Origin of the sequence: Pseudomonas sp. (assembly GCF_032058845.1) — a bacterium.
In the GTDB taxonomy this organism is placed as follows: domain Bacteria; phylum Pseudomonadota; class Gammaproteobacteria; order Pseudomonadales; family Pseudomonadaceae; genus Aquipseudomonas.
On record NZ_DAMCCR010000036.1, the window covers coordinates 1 to 18,382 of the forward strand.

The 18,382-nt window shown below is 63.8% G+C and carries 12 protein-coding genes; 1 reads left to right on the plus strand and 11 read right to left on the minus strand.

Annotated elements, in window-relative coordinates:
* Nucleotides 1-202: 202 nt before the first annotated feature.
* The 9 genes from RT028_RS09200 to pilM form a co-directional block, all read right to left on the minus strand.
* The gene (locus tag RT028_RS09200; protein ID WP_312934405.1) at nucleotides 203-1,621 is read right to left on the minus strand and encodes an FAD-dependent oxidoreductase; all 1,419 of its coding nucleotides are present in this window, start codon (nucleotides 1,619-1,621) and stop codon (nucleotides 203-205) included.
* Between the two features lie 122 nt (nucleotides 1,622-1,743).
* On the minus strand, nucleotides 1,744-6,189 hold the full coding sequence (gltB, locus tag RT028_RS09205) for a glutamate synthase large subunit (RefSeq protein WP_312934406.1): 4,446 nt from the start codon (nucleotides 6,187-6,189) through the stop codon (nucleotides 1,744-1,746).
* A gap of 367 nt (nucleotides 6,190-6,556) precedes the next feature.
* A complete protein-coding gene (locus RT028_RS09210) occupies nucleotides 6,557-8,161 on the minus strand; it encodes an AAA family ATPase (protein ID WP_312934407.1) in 1,605 nt (534 codons plus the stop codon).
* Nucleotides 8,162-8,176: 15 nt separating this feature from the next.
* A complete protein-coding gene (gene aroB, locus RT028_RS09215) occupies nucleotides 8,177-9,274 on the minus strand; it encodes a 3-dehydroquinate synthase (RefSeq protein ID WP_312934408.1) in 1,098 nt (365 codons plus the stop codon).
* 95 nt (nucleotides 9,275-9,369) lie between these two features.
* Complete coding sequence (aroK, locus tag RT028_RS09220; RefSeq protein ID WP_312934409.1) at nucleotides 9,370-9,888, minus strand: shikimate kinase AroK; 519 nt, start codon at nucleotides 9,886-9,888, stop codon at nucleotides 9,370-9,372.
* 4 nt (nucleotides 9,889-9,892) lie between these two features.
* The gene (locus RT028_RS09225) at nucleotides 9,893-11,167 is read right to left on the minus strand and encodes a type IV pilus secretin PilQ (RefSeq protein ID WP_312934410.1); all 1,275 of its coding nucleotides are present in this window, start codon (nucleotides 11,165-11,167) and stop codon (nucleotides 9,893-9,895) included.
* Entirely contained in the window at nucleotides 11,094-12,104 is a 1,011-nt protein-coding gene (locus RT028_RS09230; RefSeq protein WP_312934411.1) for a pilus assembly protein PilP, read from the minus strand. Before RT028_RS09230 ends, RT028_RS09225 begins: the two co-directional genes overlap by 74 nt.
* Nucleotides 12,101-12,637: a PilN domain-containing protein gene (locus RT028_RS09235; protein ID WP_312934412.1), complete on the minus strand. Its 537-nt coding sequence runs from the start codon at nucleotides 12,635-12,637 to the stop codon at nucleotides 12,101-12,103. Before RT028_RS09235 ends, RT028_RS09230 begins: the two co-directional genes overlap by 4 nt.
* Nucleotides 12,637-13,554: a type IV pilus biogenesis protein PilM gene (pilM, locus tag RT028_RS09240; protein ID WP_312934413.1), complete on the minus strand. Its 918-nt coding sequence runs from the start codon at nucleotides 13,552-13,554 to the stop codon at nucleotides 12,637-12,639. Before pilM ends, RT028_RS09235 begins: the two co-directional genes overlap by 1 nt.
* Nucleotides 13,555-13,725: 171 nt before the next feature.
* Between pilM and RT028_RS09245 the strand changes: the two genes are divergently transcribed.
* Nucleotides 13,726-16,188, plus strand: a complete 2,463-nt coding sequence (locus tag RT028_RS09245; RefSeq protein ID WP_312934414.1) for a penicillin-binding protein 1A — start codon at nucleotides 13,726-13,728, stop codon at nucleotides 16,186-16,188.
* Between the two features lie 222 nt (nucleotides 16,189-16,410).
* Here the strand turns inward: RT028_RS09245 and RT028_RS09250 are convergent, their stop codons facing one another.
* Together RT028_RS09250 and RT028_RS09255 are read right to left on the minus strand one after the other, a co-directional pair.
* Nucleotides 16,411-17,679: a malic enzyme-like NAD(P)-binding protein gene (locus tag RT028_RS09250; protein WP_312934415.1), complete on the minus strand. Its 1,269-nt coding sequence runs from the start codon at nucleotides 17,677-17,679 to the stop codon at nucleotides 16,411-16,413.
* 178 nt (nucleotides 17,680-17,857) lie between these two features.
* Nucleotides 17,858-18,382, minus strand: a 525-nt coding sequence (locus tag RT028_RS09255; protein WP_312934416.1) for a thermonuclease family protein, incomplete at its 5' end; no start/stop codon positions are given.

Consider the following 18,382-nt stretch of genomic DNA (forward strand, 5'->3'; position numbering starts at 1 on the left):
GTTGCAGCCCTGGGTCGGCTGCGCCGCCCATCGCGGCTAAAGCCGCTCCCACAAATGCGGTCCGTAGGAGCGGCCGGACCGGCCGCTCCAACAGATGCCACGCCAGACGCCGTTTTCTTGATAGGCATTAGCCGTCCGGGTAGCGGCTTCAGCCGCGATGGGCGGCGCAGCCCACCCGGTACAGCCGCTACCACGCGCCCCGTCAGACCTCCAGGTAATCCAGAATCCCTTCAGCGGCCGTACGACCTTCGAAGATCGCTGTCACCACCAGGTCCGAGCCCCGCACCATGTCGCCCCCGGCGAAGATCTTCGGGTTGCTGGTCTGGTGCTTGAAGCGGCCCGCTTCGGGCGCAACGACGCGGCCCTGGCTGTCCGTCTGGATGGCGAACTGCTCGAACCACGGCGCAGGGCTCGGGCGGAAGCCGAAGGCGATCACCACGGCATCCGCCGGCAGGATCTGCTCGGAACCCGGGATCGGCTCCGGGCTGCGGCGGCCCCGGGCATCGGGCTCGCCAAGGCGGGTTTCGACCACCTTCACACCCTCGACCTTGTCTTCCCCGACGATCGCGATCGGCTGGCGGTTGTAGAGGAACTTGACCCCTTCTTCCTTGGCGTTCTTCACCTCTTTGCGCGAGCCGGGCATGTTCGCCTCGTCGCGGCGATAGGCGCAGGTCACGCTGCCGGCACCCTGGCGGATCGAGGTGCGGTTGCAGTCCATCGCGGTATCACCACCCCCAAGCACGACCACGGTCTTGCCCTGCATGTCGATGAAGTCTTCGGCGCACTTCTCGAAACCCAGGTTGCGGTTGACGTTGGCAACGAGGAAGTCCAACGCATCGTGCACCCCTGGCAAGTCTTCACCGGGGAAGCCGCCCTTCATGTAGGTGTAGGTGCCCATGCCCATGAACACGGCGTCGTAATCGGCCAGCAGTTGCTCCACGGTAACGTCGCGGCCCACCTCGGTGTTGAGGCGGAACTCGATGCCCATGCCGGTGAAGACTTCGCGGCGATGGCTCAATACGCTCTTTTCCAGCTTGAACTCAGGAATGCCGAAGGTCAGCAGGCCGCCAATCTCCGGGTTCTTGTCGAACACCACCGGGGTCACACCGGCACGCACCAGCACATCGGCGCAGCCCAGGCCCGCAGGGCCCGCACCGATGATCGCGACGCGCTTGCCGGTCGGTTTGACGCCGGACATGTCCGGACGCCAGCCCATGGCGAAGGCGGTGTCGGTGATGTATTTCTCGACCGAACCGATGGTCACCGCGCCGAAGCCATCGTTCAGCGTGCAGGCGCCTTCGCACAGGCGGTCTTGCGGGCACACCCGGCCGCACACTTCCGGCAGGGTGTTGGTCTGGTGAGACAGCTCGGCCGCCGCGAGGATGTTGCCTTCGGACACCAGCTTCAACCAGTTGGGGATGAAGTTGTGAACCGGGCATTTCCATTCGCAGTACGGGTTACCACACCCCAGGCAGCGATGGGCCTGTTCGACCGATTGCTGCGGCTTGAAGGGCTCGTAGATTTCCACGAACTCTTTCTTGCGCTGGCGCAGCAGCTTTTTCTTCGGGTCTTTGCGCCCTACTTCGATGAACTGGAAGTCGTTACTCAGACGTTCAGCCATGTTTCAAAACCTCTTCACAGCAGGTGCACGCTCAGGCTGCACACTGCAAGACGATCACGTAAGCCGGGCAAACCCCGTGCTGCTTCTGATCGCAGCTGGGGGCTTGCCACTTGCAGCTGCTTTTACTGCGGGTTGGCGCGGGTGCTGGACAGCAGTTGCTTGAGGGTGGCCGCCTTGGGCTTGACCAACCAGAATCGCCGCACGTAGTCGTCCAGGTTCTCCGAGAGCTCGCGCCCCCATTCGCTGTCGGTTTCTTCCACGTATTCGGCAAGGACCCGCGCCAGGTGGGTGCGGTAGGCCTCCATCGCTTCGCCACTGATGCGCTGGATTTCCACCAGCTCGTGGTTCAGCTTGTCGACGAAGGAGTTGTCCATGTCGAGCACGTAGGCGAAACCGCCCGTCATGCCAGATCCGAAGTTGTAACCGGTCTTGCCCAGCACGCAGACAAAACCGCCCGTCATGTATTCACAGCAGTGATCGCCAGTGCCCTCGACCACGGTGTGGGCACCGGAGTTGCGCACCGCAAAGCGCTCGCCTGCGGTGCCAGCGGCGAACAGCTTGCCGCCGGTGGCGCCGTACAGGCAGGTGTTGCCGACGATGGCGCTGTGTTGCGTTGCAAACGGGCTGCCCGCTGGCGGCACGATGGTCAGCTTGCCGCCGGTCATGCCCTTGCCCACGTAGTCGTTGGCATCACCTTCCAGGCGCATGTTCAGGCCGCCGGCGTTCCACACGCCGAAGCTCTGTCCGGCGGTGCCTTTGAAGCGGAAGGTCACCGGCTTGGCGGCCATGCCCTGGTTGCCGTACAGCCGGGCGATCTCGCCGGAAATACGCGCACCGATGGAGCGGTCGCAGTTGCAGATGTCCAGCGTGAACTCGCCACCGGCCTGATCGCGGATGGCCGGCAAGGCCATTTCCACCATGCGCTCGGCCAGCTCGCCCTTGTCGAACGGCGGGTTCTTCTCGACTTCGCAGAACTGCGGTTTGTCGGCCGGAATGTGCGAGCTGCCGAGCAGCGGCGTGAGGTCCAGGTACTGCTGGCGTTCGGTGTCACCCGGCAGTACGTCGAGCAGGTCGGTGCGCCCGATCAGCTCGCCGAGGCTGCGCACGCCCAGTTTGGCCAGCCACTCGCGGGTTTCTTCAGCGACGAAGGTGAAGAAATTGATCACCATGTCGACGGTGCCGATGTAGTGATCCTTGCGCAGCTTCTCGTTCTGCGTCGCCACGCCCGTGGCGCAGTTGTTCAGGTGGCAGATGCGCAGGTATTTGCAGCCCAGGGCGATCATCGGTGCGGTGCCGAAGCCGAAGCTTTCGGCGCCGAGAATGGCCGCCTTGATCACGTCCAGGCCGGTCTTCAGGCCGCCGTCGGTCTGCACCCGCACCTTGCCGCGCAGGTCATTGCCGCGCAGGGTCTGGTGGGTTTCGGCCAGGCCCAGTTCCCACGGCGCGCCGGCGTACTTGATCGAGGTCAGTGGTGACGCGCCAGTCCCGCCGTCGTAGCCGGAGATGGTGATGAGGTCAGCGTAAGCCTTGGCCACACCCGCGGCGATGGTGCCGACGCCGGCTTCGGCGACCAGCTTGACCGAGACCAGCGCCAGCGGGTTGACCTGCTTGAGGTCATAGATCAGCTGCGAGAGGTCTTCGATCGAATAGATGTCATGGTGCGGCGGTGGCGAAATCAGCGTTACGCCCGGTACGGCGTAGCGCAGCTTGGCGATCAGGCCATTGACCTTGCCGCCCGGCAGCTGGCCGCCCTCGCCTGGCTTGGCGCCCTGGGCGACCTTGATCTGCAACACTTCGGCGTTGACCAGGTATTCCGGGGTCACGCCGAAGCGGCCGGTGGCCACCTGCTTGATCTTCGAGCTGCGCACGGTGCCATAGCGGGCCGGGTCTTCACCGCCCTCACCGGAGTTCGAGCGTGCGCCCAGGCGATTCATCGCCTCGGCCAGCGCTTCGTGGGCTTCCGGCGACAAGGCGCCGAGGGAAATACCGGCCGAGTCGAAGCGCTTGAGGATGGCTTCCAGCGGCTCGATCTCGGCCAGGTCCAGCGCCTGGTCGGCGACCTTGACCTTGAGCAGGTCACGGATCATCGACACCGGGCGCTTGTCGACCAGCGCGGTGTATTCCTTGAAGCGCGCGTAGTCACCCTGCTGCACGGCGGCCTGCAAGGTGTTCACCACGTCGGGGTTGTAGGCGTGGTATTCGCCGCCGTGCACGAACTTCAGCAGGCCACCTTGCTGGATCGGCTTGCGCGCGCTCCAGGCCTCGGCGGCCAGCAGTTTCTGGTCGTTTTCCAGGTCGACGAAACGCGCGCCCTGAATCCGGCTCGGGACACCTTTGAAGCTCAGGTCGACCACATCGCTCGACAGGCCAATGGCCTCGAACAGCTGCGCGCCGCGGTAGGAACCGACGGTGGAAATCCCCATCTTCGAGAGGATTTTCAGCAGGCCCTTGGAGATGCCCTTGCGGTAGTACTTGAAGACTTCGTCCAGGTCGCCCAGCACTTCACCGGTGCGAATCAGGTCGGCGAGCACTTCATAGGCCAGGTACGGGTACACCGCCGAGGCACCGAAGCCCAGAAGCACGGCGAAGTGATGCGGGTCGCGGGCGGTGGCGGTTTCCACGAGGATATTGCTGTCGCAGCGCAGGCCCTTTTCGGTCAGGCGATGGTGCACCGCGCCGACCGCCAGGGAGGCGTGTACCGGCAGGCGCCCCTGGGCGATCAGACGGTCGCTCAGCACCAGTTGGGTCTTGCCACTGCGCACCGCTTCTTCGGCCTGATCGGCGATGTTGCGCACCGCCGCTTCCAGGCCGACGCTGACGTCGTAGTTGAGGTCGATGTGCTGACGCTCGAAGCCGTCGCGCTCCAGGGTCATCAGCGTGCGCCACTTGGCGGGCGACACGACCGGCGAACTGAGGATCACCCGCGAGGCGTGCTCGGGGGATTCCTGGAAGATGTTGCGCTCGGCGCCCAGGCAGATTTCCAGCGACATCACGATCGCTTCGCGCAGCGGGTCGATCGGCGGGTTGGTGACCTGGGCGAACTGCTGGCGGAAGAAGTCGTACGGCGAGCGCACGCGCTGCGACAGCACGGCCATGGGCGTGTCGTCACCCATCGAGCCGACCGCTTCCTGGCCCTGCTCGCCCAGTGGACGCAGCACCTGGTCACGCTCTTCGAAGGTGACCTGGAACATCTTCATGTATTGCTTGAGCTGGTCAGTGTCGAGGCTGGCCACGCCCTGGTCGTCGGTCAGGGTCGCCTGAATGCGCGTGGCGTGCTGACGCAACCAGCGCTTGTACGGGTGGCGCGACTTGAGGCGGTTGTCGATGGCGTCGGTGTCGAGGATCTGCCCGGTCTCGGTGTCCACGGCGAAAATCTGGCCTGGGCCGACCCGGCCCTTGGCGATGACGTCTTCGGGTTGATAACCCCAGACGCCGATTTCCGAAGCCAGGGTGATGTAGCCGTTCTTGGTGGTCACCCAGCGCGCCGGGCGCAGGCCGTTACGGTCGAGCAGGCACACCGCATGGCGGCCTTCGGTCATGACGATCCCGGCCGGGCCATCCCACGGTTCCATATGCATGGAGTTGTATTCGTAGAAGGCGCGCAGATCGGCGTCCATGGTCTCGACGTTCTGCCAGGCGGGCGGTACCAGCATGCGCACGCCGCGGAACAGGTCGATGCCGCCGGTCACCATCAGTTCGAGCATGTTGTCCATGCTCGAGGAGTCCGAACCCACGCGGTTGACCAGCGGGCCGAGCTCTTCCAGATCAGGGATCAGGTCGTTGGCGAACTTGGTGCGACGGGCCATGGCCCAGTTGCGGTTGCCGGTGATGGTGTTGATCTCGCCGTTGTGGGCGAGGAAGCGGAACGGCTGGGCCAGCGGCCACTTCGGCAAGGTGTTGGTGGAGAAGCGCTGGTGGAACACGCAGATCGCGGTTTGCAGGCGCTCGTCACCGAGGTCCGGATAGAAGGCCGCGAGGTCGCGCGGCATCATCAGGCCTTTATAGATGATGGTCTTGTGGGAAAAGCTGCAGATGTAGTGATCGCTGTCATGGGCGTTGGCCACCGACGAGCGACGACGGGCACTGAACAGCTTGATGGCGAAGTCCTGGTCACTCAGGCCTTCACCGCCGATGAACACCTGCTCGATCTGCGGCAGGCGCTCCAGGGCCAGGCGGCCGAGCACGCTGGTGTCGATCGGCACTTTGCGCCAGCCGACCAGGTTGAGGCCGGCGGCGAGGATTTCGCGGTCCATGTTGGCGCGCGCGGCTTCGGCTTTGATCGGGTCCTGATTGAGGAACACCATGCCCACGGCGTACTGCTTGGGCAGCTCGACGGCGAAGTGCTGCTGGGCCGTGGCGCGCAGGAACTGGTCGGGCTTCTGCATCAGCAGGCCGCAACCGTCGCCGGTCTTGCCGTCAGCGTTGATGCCACCGCGGTGGGTCATGCAGGTCAACGCCTGCATGGCGGTTTGCAGGAGGTGGTGACTGGGTTCGCCCGTCATATGGGCGATCAGGCCAAAACCACAGTTGTCCTTGAATTCTTCGGGGCGGTACAGACCTGTTTTCATAGACACATTCTCACCAGGTTCGCCTCTCGACGAAGGCTAAACTCTTTTTAGATCAATCACTTGACTACCACCCTGGTCGATTGCCAGCTTTTTTCGTGGGGCCATTGAATTTCATTGTTGCACAGCGACAGTCACGCCCACAAATTTTCGTGTCGCCTGATTGAAAATTTATGTCGCATTTTTGAATGTTTTCGTACGAGATGCCTGGGTGCGGCACGGTACAGCCTGAAGCGGTTCAGCCAATACTGCGTGGATGGCTTGTGGCCGGCAGTCTGGGACAGAAAAGCCTGCCGCATGGGGTTGCAGCAGGCTGGGGAGTCAGGAATCGCTCAGCAACTGGGCGGCGGGGTGATGCCGCCCGGCAGGATCAGCGGGCCGAGGCCAGCTCTTGTTGGACGCTGGCGACGGAACGAGGCCAAGGTTTACCAGCCTGAACCTTGTCTGGCAAGTTCTTGATAGCGGCCACTGCCGCATCACGGCTGGCGAAATTACCATAGGTGACCACGTACAGTGGCTTGCCCTGCAGCGATTTCTTGAAGTAGCGGTACTCACCACCCTGGGCCTTGACGAAGGCCTGAGCCGACGCTTCGGAGCTGGTACCCAGGATCTGTACGACGAAGTTGCCGGCTTTCTGGCTGCTGTACCAGCTGCTGTTGCCGTTGCCGCCAGGGGCCGCAGCGGCTGGCTTCTCGGCAGGCTTGACGGCGGGTGCCGCTTTGGCGATCTGCACCGGGGCCTGTTGTACAGGCTTGGCAGCCGGCGTGGCCGGCTTGGCCGCTTGAGCAGGCTGCGTGGTCACCGGCTTTTGCGCAGGGGCCGTGGTTGCCGGTTGCGCCGGCGTTGGCGCAGGCCCGGCCGCCATACCCTGCGGCGGTGCCGTGGTGGTGACGGTCGGCGGAACAGACGGCTGCGGGCTGGATGGCTGTGGCGGCGTGTTGCTCGCCGGTCCGCCTTCCTCGCCATCACCCATGCCGGCAGCCTCGGCCAACGGCTCGCGCATCACCGGCTGCTGGCCACCCAGCGGCAGTGGCTTGGTGGTACCGGAGAATTCGATGGACGGATTACCCGAAGCATCTTTCTCCTGGCTTTGAGCGACCGGCTCCTGAGTCGGCTTGTCGCCTTTCTTCGGCATCAGCACAGCGGCGGCAACAGCGACCACGACGACAGCAGACAGCGCCAGGACATGTTTCTTCGGCATAGTGAACCCCATGGTTGGTCGTTTCACCGCAGTGCGGCTGGCGATCATGGCTTCGATCAAGGTATCGCGGGCGACCTGGTTGATGACCCCAGGCCAACCGTCCGAGTTTTCGTGGATGTCGGCCAACTGCTCGCGGGTGAACACGTCGACACCCCGGCCCGCGCCTTCCAGGCGCTGCTCGAGGTATTCACGGGTTTCGTCCTCGGTGTACGGCTCCAGCTCGATGACATGGAAACGCTCTTCCTCTGCGCTGAACTCGTCCAGACGCGCAATCAAGGAAGGCTCAGCGAACAGAAACACGTGCGGACGGCCTTGCGAGACACCGGCGGCCAACTCCAGCAACGCTTGGAGTGCCGACTCGTCGAGTTGTTCCGCATCGTCCATCAGCAGATAGACTTCCTGCCCGGTCAACGCCAGCTGCACGACCTGCGACAGGATGGCCTGCACTTCGGCCTTGGCCACGTTCAGCGACTGCGCCACCTGGCCCAGGACACTGGCCGCGTCCGTGGCACCCCGGGCCGACACCACCACGCTCTGTACCGACTGCTTGTTGGTGCTGGCGACCAGGGCCTGGCGCAGCAAGGTCTTGCCGCTGCCCAACGGGCCGGTGACGACCAGCAGCAGATGGCTGTAACGGGCCAGATGGTGCAACTGGCCCAGCACCGGTTTGCGCTGGGCGGGGAAGAATTTGAAACCCGGCACGCGCGGCGCGAACGGATCGTGGCTCAACTGGTAATGGTCGAGGAAGGCCTCGTCGGCATGCAAACTGGTCATTGCGCTGTCACAACCTCAAAGCTGGGACACGATGGCGCGGTAATCCGCCGCCAGCGTGGCCTGGAGAATCTCTGTCGGATAGTCGTCGGTCACTACGGCTTCGCCCATCTGGCGCAACAGTACCAAGCGCAAACGCCCATCCAGCACCTTTTTGTCGACCGCCATGTGCTGCATGAAATCGGCAGGGGTCATTTCCGTGGGTGGTACCACCGGCAGCCCGGCAGCCTGCATCAGGCGGATACCGCGATCACGTTCCGCCTCGCCGATCCAGCCCAGGCGCATGGACATTTCCAGCGCCATTACCGTGCCGGCAGCGACGGCCTCACCGTGCAGCCACACGCCGTAGCCCATATGGGTTTCGATGGCGTGGCCGAACGTGTGGCCAAGGTTGAGGGTAGCGCGCACGCCCGATTCGCGCTCATCGGCGCCCACGACGGCGGCCTTGGCTGCGCAGGAGCGCGCAATGGCATCGGTAAGGGTGGCCGGGTCCAGTTCACGCAAGGCAGGCATGTGCTGTTCGAGCCAGGTCAGGAATGGCTCGTCGCAGATCAGCCCGTACTTGATCACCTCTGCCAGGCCGGCCGACAGTTCGCGTGGCGGCAAGGTGTTCAGGCTGGTGGTGTCGATCAGCACCGCGTTGGGCTGGTAGAACGCACCGACCATGTTCTTGCCCAGCGGGTGGTTGATGCCGGTCTTGCCACCGACCGAGGAATCGACCTGGGACAACAGGGTGGTCGGCACCTGAATGAAATCGACGCCACGCTGGTAGCACGCTGCAGCAAAGCCGGCCATGTCACCGATCACTCCGCCGCCGAGGGCGACGACCGTGGTGCGGCGATCGTGCCGGGCGCTGAGCAGGGCATCGAAGATCAGTTGCAGGGTTTCCCAGTTCTTGTGCGCTTCGCCATCGGGAAGCACCACGGGCAGTACCGTGTAGGCGCCCAATGTGCGTGCAAGGCGTTCGAGATACAGCGGTGCGACGGTGTCGTTGGAGACGATTGCAACTTGCCGCCCAGCGATGTGTGGCGCGAGCAATTCAGGCTGGTCCAGCAGGCCTTCGCCAATGTAGATCGGGTAGCTTCGCTCGCCCAGGTCGACCTTCAGTGTCTGCATGTATCCCCACAAGTGGTAATGCACGGAATCATCCAGGCGACCCGTGCGCTAACGTTTAACCCGTCTCGGCAGTGGTCGCCGAGAATAGACCCGGCTTACCGGGGCGGCAACTTTTCAAGCCGTTCGAGAATGTCGAGCACGACCATTCTTGGGGGTCGCTCGTCGGTCTCCACGACCAGGTCGGCGATCTCGCGGTAGAGCGGGTCGCGCAGTTCCAGCAGCGAGCGCAAGGTGGCTTCGGGATTGCCGGAGCGAAGCAGCGGCCGATTGCGATCACGGGCAGTGCGCCCGACTTGCTGTTCCACCGAAGCGTGCAGATAGATGACCCGTCCGCCCTGACGCAGCGCCGCGCGATTGGCGTCGCGCATGACGACACCGCCGCCAGTGGCCAGTACCACGCCTTCGAGGTCGCACAGTTCACAGATCATCGCCTGCTCGCGATCACGAAAACCAGGCTCGCCTTCCTTGTCGAAGATCCACGGAATATTGGCACCTGTACGCAATTCGATTTCCTTGTCGGAATCTTTGAATAACAGGCGCAACTCTTTGGCCAACAAGCGTCCGATGGTGCTCTTTCCAGCGCCCATGGGCCCCACAAGTATCATATTTCGCACGGAATCAACGACTCACAGCAATCGCCTGGTCCCCCATGATACGCGGAGTCAGAAAGACCAGCAGCTCGGATTTTTTCTCTTGTAATGCATCGCGTCGAAACAGCCGCCCAACATACGGTAGATCGCCAAGAAATGGCACCTTGTCGACCACTTTGTTTTGCGACGTCGAATATACACCGCCAATCACCACGGTATCGCCATCGGTGACACGAACCTTGGCATTCACCTCGTTCTTGCGGATCGGCGGTACATCGTTCAGTGCATTGACGAAATCCGGCTCATCTTTGGTCACCCTCACCGTCATGATGACGCTGCCATCGGGCGTGATCTGCGGCGTGACTTCCAACGACAGCGACGCTTCGCGAAACGAAGTGGAGGTCGCGCCGCTCTTGCTGGTCTCCTGATACGGCACCTCGGTGCCTTTGAGGATGCGCGCCGTTTCCTTGTCGGCCGTGAACACCTTGGGCTGGGAGATGATTTCGGCGGTGCCGTTTCTTTCCATGGCGCTCAACTCGAGGTCAAGCAGGTGATCGCCGCGCAAAAGCCCCAGGCCGAGCACGCCGGCCGGTCGCTGTACGCCGAGGTCGACGAACAGCTCCTTGCCGGCACGCACGCGCTCGTGATGCAGGCCAGCGCCCCAACGCACCCCCAGGCCCTGCTCGCGATCGACGCTGACCTCGACGATGCGCGCTTCGATCATCACCTGGCGCACCGGTACATCGAGCTGGGCGATCAGTGCCCGCAGCTCGCTCATGCGCTCGGCGGTCTGGTGGAGAATCAGCGTGTTGGTACGCACATCCGCAGTCAGGCTCCCGGCACCGACCTCGCTCGGTTGGCCGAGCGAGGTGGTGGTCAGCAGCAGGTCAGCCAGGTCTGCAGCATTGGCATGGCGAACCGGCAGCAGCTCGCGCTGCAATGGCTGTGACTGAGCGTGCAGCGCACGCCCCGCGTGATCGTCCCTGGACTGCTCGAGCAATTCGCTCACCGGCGCCACCAACAAGACATTACCTTCCTGGCGCCGGCCCAGCCCTTTGCTGCGCAATACCAGGTCAAGCGCCTGTTCCCATGGCACCGCGTCCAAGCGCAGGGTGATACGCCCCTGTACGCTGTCACTGGCAACCAGGTTGATAGCGGCATGATCGGCCAGCACCTGCAGGACCGAGCGTACCTCCACATCCTGAAAATTCAGCGACAACGGCCCTTCTTCAGCCAGGGCCCACGGCAAGCTGCCAATCGTCAACAGTGCTGCCAGCGCCCACCACGTCCTTGTCCTCAGCATCTTCCTTGCCCCTTTGATCTGCAACGTGTCGAAGCGACAGCGTCCTGCTGCGCTCCTGCCAGGTATCTCCGATGTAGAGCCGCGTGCGAACCACCAAATGCCGTTCTTCCAGCGCCACGACCCGGCCTTGATGCGGCCCCAGGCGATCGCCGAGACGGACGCGGTAGAGCCGTCCAGCCGAGACGAGGACGGCCTGTCGCTGCCCGCCTTGAAACAGGCTGCCGACCAGCTCCATCTGCTCCAATGGCACCCGACTGAGGTCTGTGCTGGTGCGCTGACGGGCCCAGGGCTGGAACAGGTTGTGCGCAACCCTGGAGGCTCGACTGCGCGCCGGCTCGTGAGCCAATGACAACGGGGTGTCGAGGTCCTCGCCGGGATGGTAGGTCTGAACAACGAGCCGGGCCTCGACCCGCCCGGGGTGGGTGGTCGATTGCGTCAGCATCATTTCACCGATGCGCAGCACCCGCAGCTGCGCCAGCCAGCTGTCCAACCAGCCGCGCAGGCCTGGATACGCACCCCGCACACGCAATTCCAACGACGCTGGGCGAAAGTCCTGCTCAGGCGGTTGTGGGTTGAGGGTGATCTGCTCGAACGTCAGTCCGTGCTCATGACCGGCCAGGGTCAACTGGTCAACCAGTTCGCTGGTACCGTCGCCCGCTGCCAGCCGCCAACGCGCCTCTTGCAAGTGCCGTTGCGCCGTTTGCAGCGCCTGCTGCTCGGCAGCCCGGTGTTGCAGGCGGGTCTGGGCCTGGCTGTGGCGCTGCTGCAGGTCGAGCGCGACATCCTGCAGATGAGCCAGGGATAGCCGCAGCGCGTGCAGGCGGGAGACATGGGCGCAAAGCACGATCGCCAGCATGAGACCCGCTACCAGCGCCAGGCGCACCCAGCCTGGCTGGGTCGCAAGCGCGGTCCAGTCCAGCGTGCCCAGCCCTTTCATGACCAACGGGCCGGCACTTTCGCCACCAGCTCGAAACGGTCGCCTTGCGGGCTGCTGCGTATCTGCTTCACTTCGACGTCCTGCAACACGGCCAACCGCTGAATATCCCTGACCAGCTGCGCGATCAATCCCGGCGTTGCCGCCAGCCCCGCAAGGCTCACCTGGCCGTCCTTCAGGTGCAGGCGGGTCAGTTGCAGGCCAGCGGGCGCGGCCTGCTCGAGCCCGGCCAGGATGCTCGGAACGGCGTCCTGTCCGGCACGCAGACGGTCCAGCCCTGCGTGGCGCTGTTCGAGTTGCTGGCGCTGTTCGATCAACACGTGCAACTGCTCCACCTGCTGCTCCAGCGCCACGGCACTGGCCTGATGGGCGGCATTCACCACCTGCTGCTGTCGCACCCGCGCCTGCGCCAGTTGATCGATCATCAGGACCAACGCAAGCGCGACCACACCCCCGCCCAACAGTGATCGTTGAAAACGCCGCACCGCAGCCGCGCGGCGCTGCTCTCGCCAAGGCAGCAGGTTCAAGCGCAGCATCAGCGCAGCCCTCCCAGCGCCAGGCTGTAGGGCAACGCCATACTGGCGGCCTGAGCCCTGCGCGCCGCATGGCCGAGGTGCAGATCGTCCAGCACAGGGAGCATCTGGCATGGCAAGCCCAGCGTCACCTGCAGGTGTTGCGCGACGGCTGTCGTGGCGAGCGCTCCGGTGATGAACAACGCCCGGAGCTCCTGGTCTGGCGTTGCCATGCCCAGCGCCCGCCCAAGTGCTGGCAGGCAGCTGCTGTCGTCCGCTTGTTCGGGCGCAGTCATCAGGTGCTGTTGGCGTGGCGAGGCGGCGTCGGGCCAGCTGTGCAGCACGGTGTTGCCCACCTCCAGCTCCAGCAGCGCAGCACGAGCACCTGATGCAGCCGGCATGGCGCGCTGTAGCGCCAGGCTGTCGATTTCCAGCGCCACCAGCTCAAGGCCCACCGCTGTGCACAGCGCCTCGAGCGGATCGAGCAGGTGCTGGCGGCAGGCGGCTACCAGCACCTCCACCTGCCCAGGCGTGTCAGCCGGCCCGAGCACCTGGAAGTCCAGCGCGAGATCATCGAGCGAGATGGGAAACAACTGTTCGGCCTGGGCCAGCACCTGTTGCTCGAGGGCAGCCTCGTTCAGGCCTGCGGGCAGGCGACAGCGCTTGCACATGACCTGCGCCGCCGGTAGTGCGAGCACTGCCTGGCGGTGACGGCTGCCACAGTGCTCGAGCGCTCGACGCAACGGGGGCTGAAGCGACTCCAATGACGCATCCGCCCGAGGCGCAGAGAGCGTTTGCGCAAGCGGTTCCAGCCGTTCGAGCGCCCAGGCGCTGACTCGCGGCTGCACGCGCCGACCGCTCAACTGCAGGATCCTGATGGTGTCTTGGGCGATTTGTATCGCCAAGGGTGAACTGGCATCCCTGCCCATGCGTCCAAGCATTGCTTTTTCCTTCAAGGGTGGTGTGTGTGTACCTGCCGGCCAACGTCATGTGGCCCGCCGGACGACTGCCCGGGTGGTCACCCGGTCAAGCGAAAAATGCTTATAATGCGCGGCGATTTTCCCTGTCGCCGACGCGTGCAACCCACCCCTCAACCTGGACACCCCAAAGCCTTGATACGCCTGTTGAAGTTCTGCTGGTGGTCTTTCGTTGCAGTGATCTGTTCGCTCGTACTCGGTCTGAGCGGCGCGTTTCTGTATCTTAGTCCCAACCTTCCGTCGGTCGATTCGCTGAGAAGCATCCAGTTGCAGATACCCCTGAGGGTGTACAGCAGCGACGACAAGCTGATTGCCGAATTCGGCGAGATGCGGCGCTCGCCCATCCGCTTTTCGGAAATTCCCCCACAGTTCATACAGGCGCTTCTGTCAGCCGAGGACGACAATTTCCTCAACCACTATGGTGTAGACCCGGGCAGCCTCATGCGCGCCGCGTCGCAGCTGGTCAAAACCGGGCATATCCAGACCGGTGGCAGCACCATCACCATGCAGGTGGCGAAGAACTTCTTCCTGACCAGTGAACGCAGCTTCTCGCGCAAGACCAACGAGATTCTCCTGGCGCTGCAGATCGAACGTGAGCTGACCAAGGACGAGATCCTCGAGCTGTACGTCAACAAGATCTACCTGGGCAACCGCGCCTACGGTATCGACGCGGCGGCGCAGGTGTACTACGGCAAGTCGATCCGCGATGTCAGCCTGGCGCAGATGGCCATGATCGCGGGCCTGCCCAAGGCGCCGTCGCGCTTCAACCCGCTGGCCAACCCGGTACGTGCCAAAGAGCGGCGGGACTGGATCCTGGGTCGCATGCATCGCCTCGGCAAGATCGACCAGGCCAGCTATGAAAACGCGCTCGCCGAGCCGCTCAATGCCAGCTATCACGTGCCGACCCCGGAAGTGTATGCCCCCTACATCGCCGAGATGGCGCGCGCCGAGATGGTCGGCCGTTATGGCAGCGAGGCTTATACGGAAGGCTTCCGCGTCACCACCAGCGTGTCCAGCGACATGCAGGACATGGCCAGCCGCGCCGTGCGCGATGGCCTCTCCGAATACGACGAACGCCACGGTTACCGCGGCCCTGCGGCACGCTTCCCCGGCAAGAGCCGCACCGAATGGCTGAGCGAACTGGCCAAGCAGCGCACTCTGGGCGGCCTGGAGCCAGCCATCGTCACGCAGGTCGAGAAGACCGGTATCAAGGTCATGATCCGTACCGGCGAGGACGAGCACATTGCCTGGGACTCGATGAAATGGGCACGCCCTTACATCAATACCAACGCGCAAGGCCGCGCTCCGCAGTCGCCGGCAGACGTGGCGCAGGTCGGTGACCTGGTGCGCGTGCACCGCCTCACCGATGGCACGCTGAAGTTCACTCAGGTGCCGGTGGCGCAGAGTGCGCTGGTCACGCTCGACCCCGCCAGTGGCGCCATTCGTGCACTGGTGGGCGGCTTCTCGTTCGAGCAGAGCAACTACAACCGCGCCACTCAGGCCAAGCGCCAGCCCGGTTCGAGCTTCAAGCCGTTCGTCTACAGCGCGGCGCTGGACAGCGGCTATACAGCGGCCAGCCTGGTCAACGATGCGCCAATCGTGTTCGTCGATGAATCAGTGGACAAGGTCTGGCGGCCGAAGAACGACACCAACACCTTCCTCGGCCCGATCCGTATGCGCGAAGCCTTGTACAAGTCGCGCAACCTGGTCTCGATCCGCTTGCTGCAGGCCATGGGTGTCGACCGCACCATCGACTACATCGCCAAGTTCGGCTTCAACAAGCAGGACCTGCCGCGAAACCTGTCGCTGGCCCTGGGCACCGCCACGCTGACACCGCTGGAGATCGCCACGGGCTGGAGCACGTTCGCCAACGGCGGCTACAAGATCAGCCCGTACCTGGTCGAGCGCATTGAAAGTCGCAGTGGCGAAACCCTGTTCACCGCCAACCCACCGCGCGTGCCGCAGGGCAGTGAAGACCAGGCCGGCATCGCCGCACCGGAGCAGGCCATCGACACCACCGGCCTGCCGGGCGAAGCCCCTGCCTCAACGGGCGAAGGTGCTGCGGCCGTGGCCGCGCCAGCCGCTCCGGCGATGGCCGAACGCATCATCGATGGCCGTACCACCTACATCCTCACCAGCATGCTGCAGGACGTCATCAAGCGCGGCACCGGTCGCCGCGCCATGGCCCTGGGCCGCACTGACCTCGCTGGCAAGACAGGTACCACCAACGAGTCCAAGGATGCCTGGTTCTCCGGCTATAACGCCGACTACATGACCACGGTCTGGGTCGGCTTCGACCAGCCCGAAAGCCTGGGCCGCCGCGAGTATGGCGGCACCGCTGCGCTACCGATCTGGATGAAGTTCATGGGCGCTGCGCTCAAGGACAAGCCGAGCCATCCTCCGGCCGAGCCACAGGGCATCCTCAGCCTGCGGGTCGATCCGGTCAGCGGACGTGCGGCAACGCCAAGCACGCCCAACGCCTACTTCGAACTGTTCAAGGCCGAAGACTCACCGCCCAATGGCGACGAGCTGGGCAACGGCACCGCGCCGGGCAGCCCGCTGCCGGCGGATGAAGCGACGCCGATGGACTTGTTCTAAGGGCTTGAAGATGGGGAACAGGGGCTGGACCCTGGGAGCCTTGCGAAACCTCGGGCTTTGCACGCTGGGGTCATGACGGCCGAGATTGGCGGCTGCCATTGGGGCTGCTGCGCAGCACCCACTAGCCTCTTGGGTGGCCGTTGAATCAAAGACAGATGGCCTGCACGGTAATCCAGACCAAAAAAAACCGGCTCAGTGAGCCGGTTTTTTCATGGTGCTGGATCAGCCGTTGAACACGTCATCCACGCTTTTCAGCGGGTAGTTCTTCGGGTACGGCAGGGTGGCGACACCCGATTCGATGGCCGCCTTGGCCACGGCATCGGAGACCAGGGTGATCAGGCGTGGGTCCATGGGTTTCGGAATGATGTACTCACGACCGAACTCCAGGGCCTGAACGCCGTAGGCCTCGCAGACTTCCTTGGGCACCGGCTCCTTGGCCAGCTCTTTCAGGGCGATGGCGGCGGCGATCTTCATCTCTTCGTTGATGCGGCTGGCGCGAACGTCCAGGGCGCCGCGGAAGATGAAGGGGAAGCCCAGCACGTTGTTGACCTGGTTCGGGTAGTCGGAGCGACCGGTGGCCATGATCACGTCATTGCGGGTGGCATGGGCCAGTTCCGGGCTGATTTCCGGGTCCGGGTTGGAGCAGGCGAACACGATCGGATTGGCCGCCATCGACTTCAGGCCTTCGGCGCTGAGCAGGTTCGGGCCGGACAGGCCCACGAACACATCGGCACCGTTGAGAGCGTCGGCCAAGGTGCGCTTGTCGGTCGGGTGAGCGAACTGCGCCTTGTACTGGTTCAAGTCGTCACGGCCAGCGTGGATCACGCCGTTGCGGTCGATCATGAAGATGTTTTCGACCTTGGCACCCATGCTGATCAGCAGCTTCATGCAGGAGATGGCCGCAGCGCCGGCGCCCAGGCAGACGATCTGCGCCTCTTCCAGGGTTTTGCCAGCGATTTCCAGGGCGTTGATCATGCCGGCTGCGGTCACGATGGCGGTGCCATGCTGGTCATCGTGGAACACCGGAATATCGCACTGCTCGATCAGGGTGCGCTCGATCTCGAAGCACTCAGGCGCCTTGATGTCTTCCAGGTTGATGCCGCCAAAGGTGATGGAGATGCGGCGCACGGTGTCGATGAAGGCCTGCGGGCTTTCGGACTCGACTTCGATGTCGAACACATCGATCCCGGCGAAGCGCTTGAACAGCACGCCCTTGCCTTCCATGACCGGCTTGGACGCCAGTGGGCCAAGGTCACCCAGACCGAGAATAGCGGTGCCATCGGAGATCACCGCAACCAGATTGCCTTTGCCGGTGTACTTGTACGCCAGCTCAGGGTCACGGCCGATTTCACGTACCGGTTCAGCCACGCCTGGGCTGTAGGCCAGCGCCAGATCACGGGCGGTAGCGGTAGGCTTGGTGAGCTCGACGCTCAGTTTTCCTGGACGGGGCTTGGCATGGTATTCGAGAGCGGCAGTTTTAAGATCTGACATGGTGGGCATTCCGCTATTAACTGTTCTGACGGGCCGCCGAGGATACGCAAAGTGTCCGAGAGCGACAAGACTGCCCGGTCACAACTGTCAAGGCCCCTAGCCTACGACTTTGTGCTATGCCTCGCGGTGAAGGGAAGATCCAGTGTGTACAATCTTTGCGATTAATGTCTACACATTTCTACTCATCGAGGGATGTGAGCATGCTCCAGTCGGTGATTTCCAACTGCCAGCGAACAGGGTCTGTGGCCGAACCCCGTGTCGTCTTGATCCAGCCGCGCACCTCTAGCGGGCGCCCGTTCAGGTTATCCACAAAGCCCCGCGGCGCAGTGCGTAGCAGACGGGCGGGAATGCGTACGCGCAGCGAGTCTTCAAGCTGCAACGACAGTGCACCGTTGCTGCGCCGCACCTGGCTTGCACGGCCTGCGACGACGGCGAAGCCCGAGCGTCGCAAGGCCCGTGCGGCGATCACCGGGCGGCCTTGCCAAAGGCCTAGCCGGGCCTGCCGTGCCGCCCGTTCGGCCTGGGCCAGGCAACCTGCAAATCGGCTGTTGGGCGCAATCGCCGTGTGAAAGCCCAAGCCCTCGCGCAGCAATTGTGCCGGCAGATTGTGGCCATTACGCCCGTAGGCATACGCCAGGATTCGCCCGTAACGATCTCGGCCTTGCGCGCCGCGCACCAGCCCCACTCGTCCACCATTGGCGTG

What these genes read in the sequence shown, in the direction of transcription:
- RT028_RS09200 (WP_312934405.1), bottom strand. Translation starts at nt 1,621, where the DNA reads ATGGCTGAACGTCTGAGTAACGACTTCCAGTTCATCGAAGTAGGGCGC.
- gltB (WP_312934406.1), bottom strand. Translation starts at nt 6,189, where the DNA reads ATGAAAACAGGTCTGTACCGCCCCGAAGAATTCAAGGACAACTGTGGT.
- RT028_RS09210 (WP_312934407.1), bottom strand. Translation starts at nt 8,161, where the DNA reads ATGACCAGTTTGCATGCCGACGAGGCCTTCCTCGACCATTACCAGTTG.
- aroB (WP_312934408.1), bottom strand. Translation starts at nt 9,274, where the DNA reads ATGCAGACACTGAAGGTCGACCTGGGCGAGCGAAGCTACCCGATCTAC.
- RT028_RS09225 (WP_312934410.1), bottom strand. Translation starts at nt 11,167, where the DNA reads ATGCTGAGGACAAGGACGTGGTGGGCGCTGGCAGCACTGTTGACGATT.
- RT028_RS09230 (WP_312934411.1), bottom strand. Translation starts at nt 12,104, where the DNA reads ATGAAAGGGCTGGGCACGCTGGACTGGACCGCGCTTGCGACCCAGCCA.
- RT028_RS09235 (WP_312934412.1), bottom strand. Translation starts at nt 12,637, where the DNA reads ATGCTGCGCTTGAACCTGCTGCCTTGGCGAGAGCAGCGCCGCGCGGCT.
- pilM (WP_312934413.1), bottom strand. Translation starts at nt 13,554, where the DNA reads ATGCTTGGACGCATGGGCAGGGATGCCAGTTCACCCTTGGCGATACAA.
- RT028_RS09250 (WP_312934415.1), bottom strand. Translation starts at nt 17,679, where the DNA reads ATGTCAGATCTTAAAACTGCCGCTCTCGAATACCATGCCAAGCCCCGT.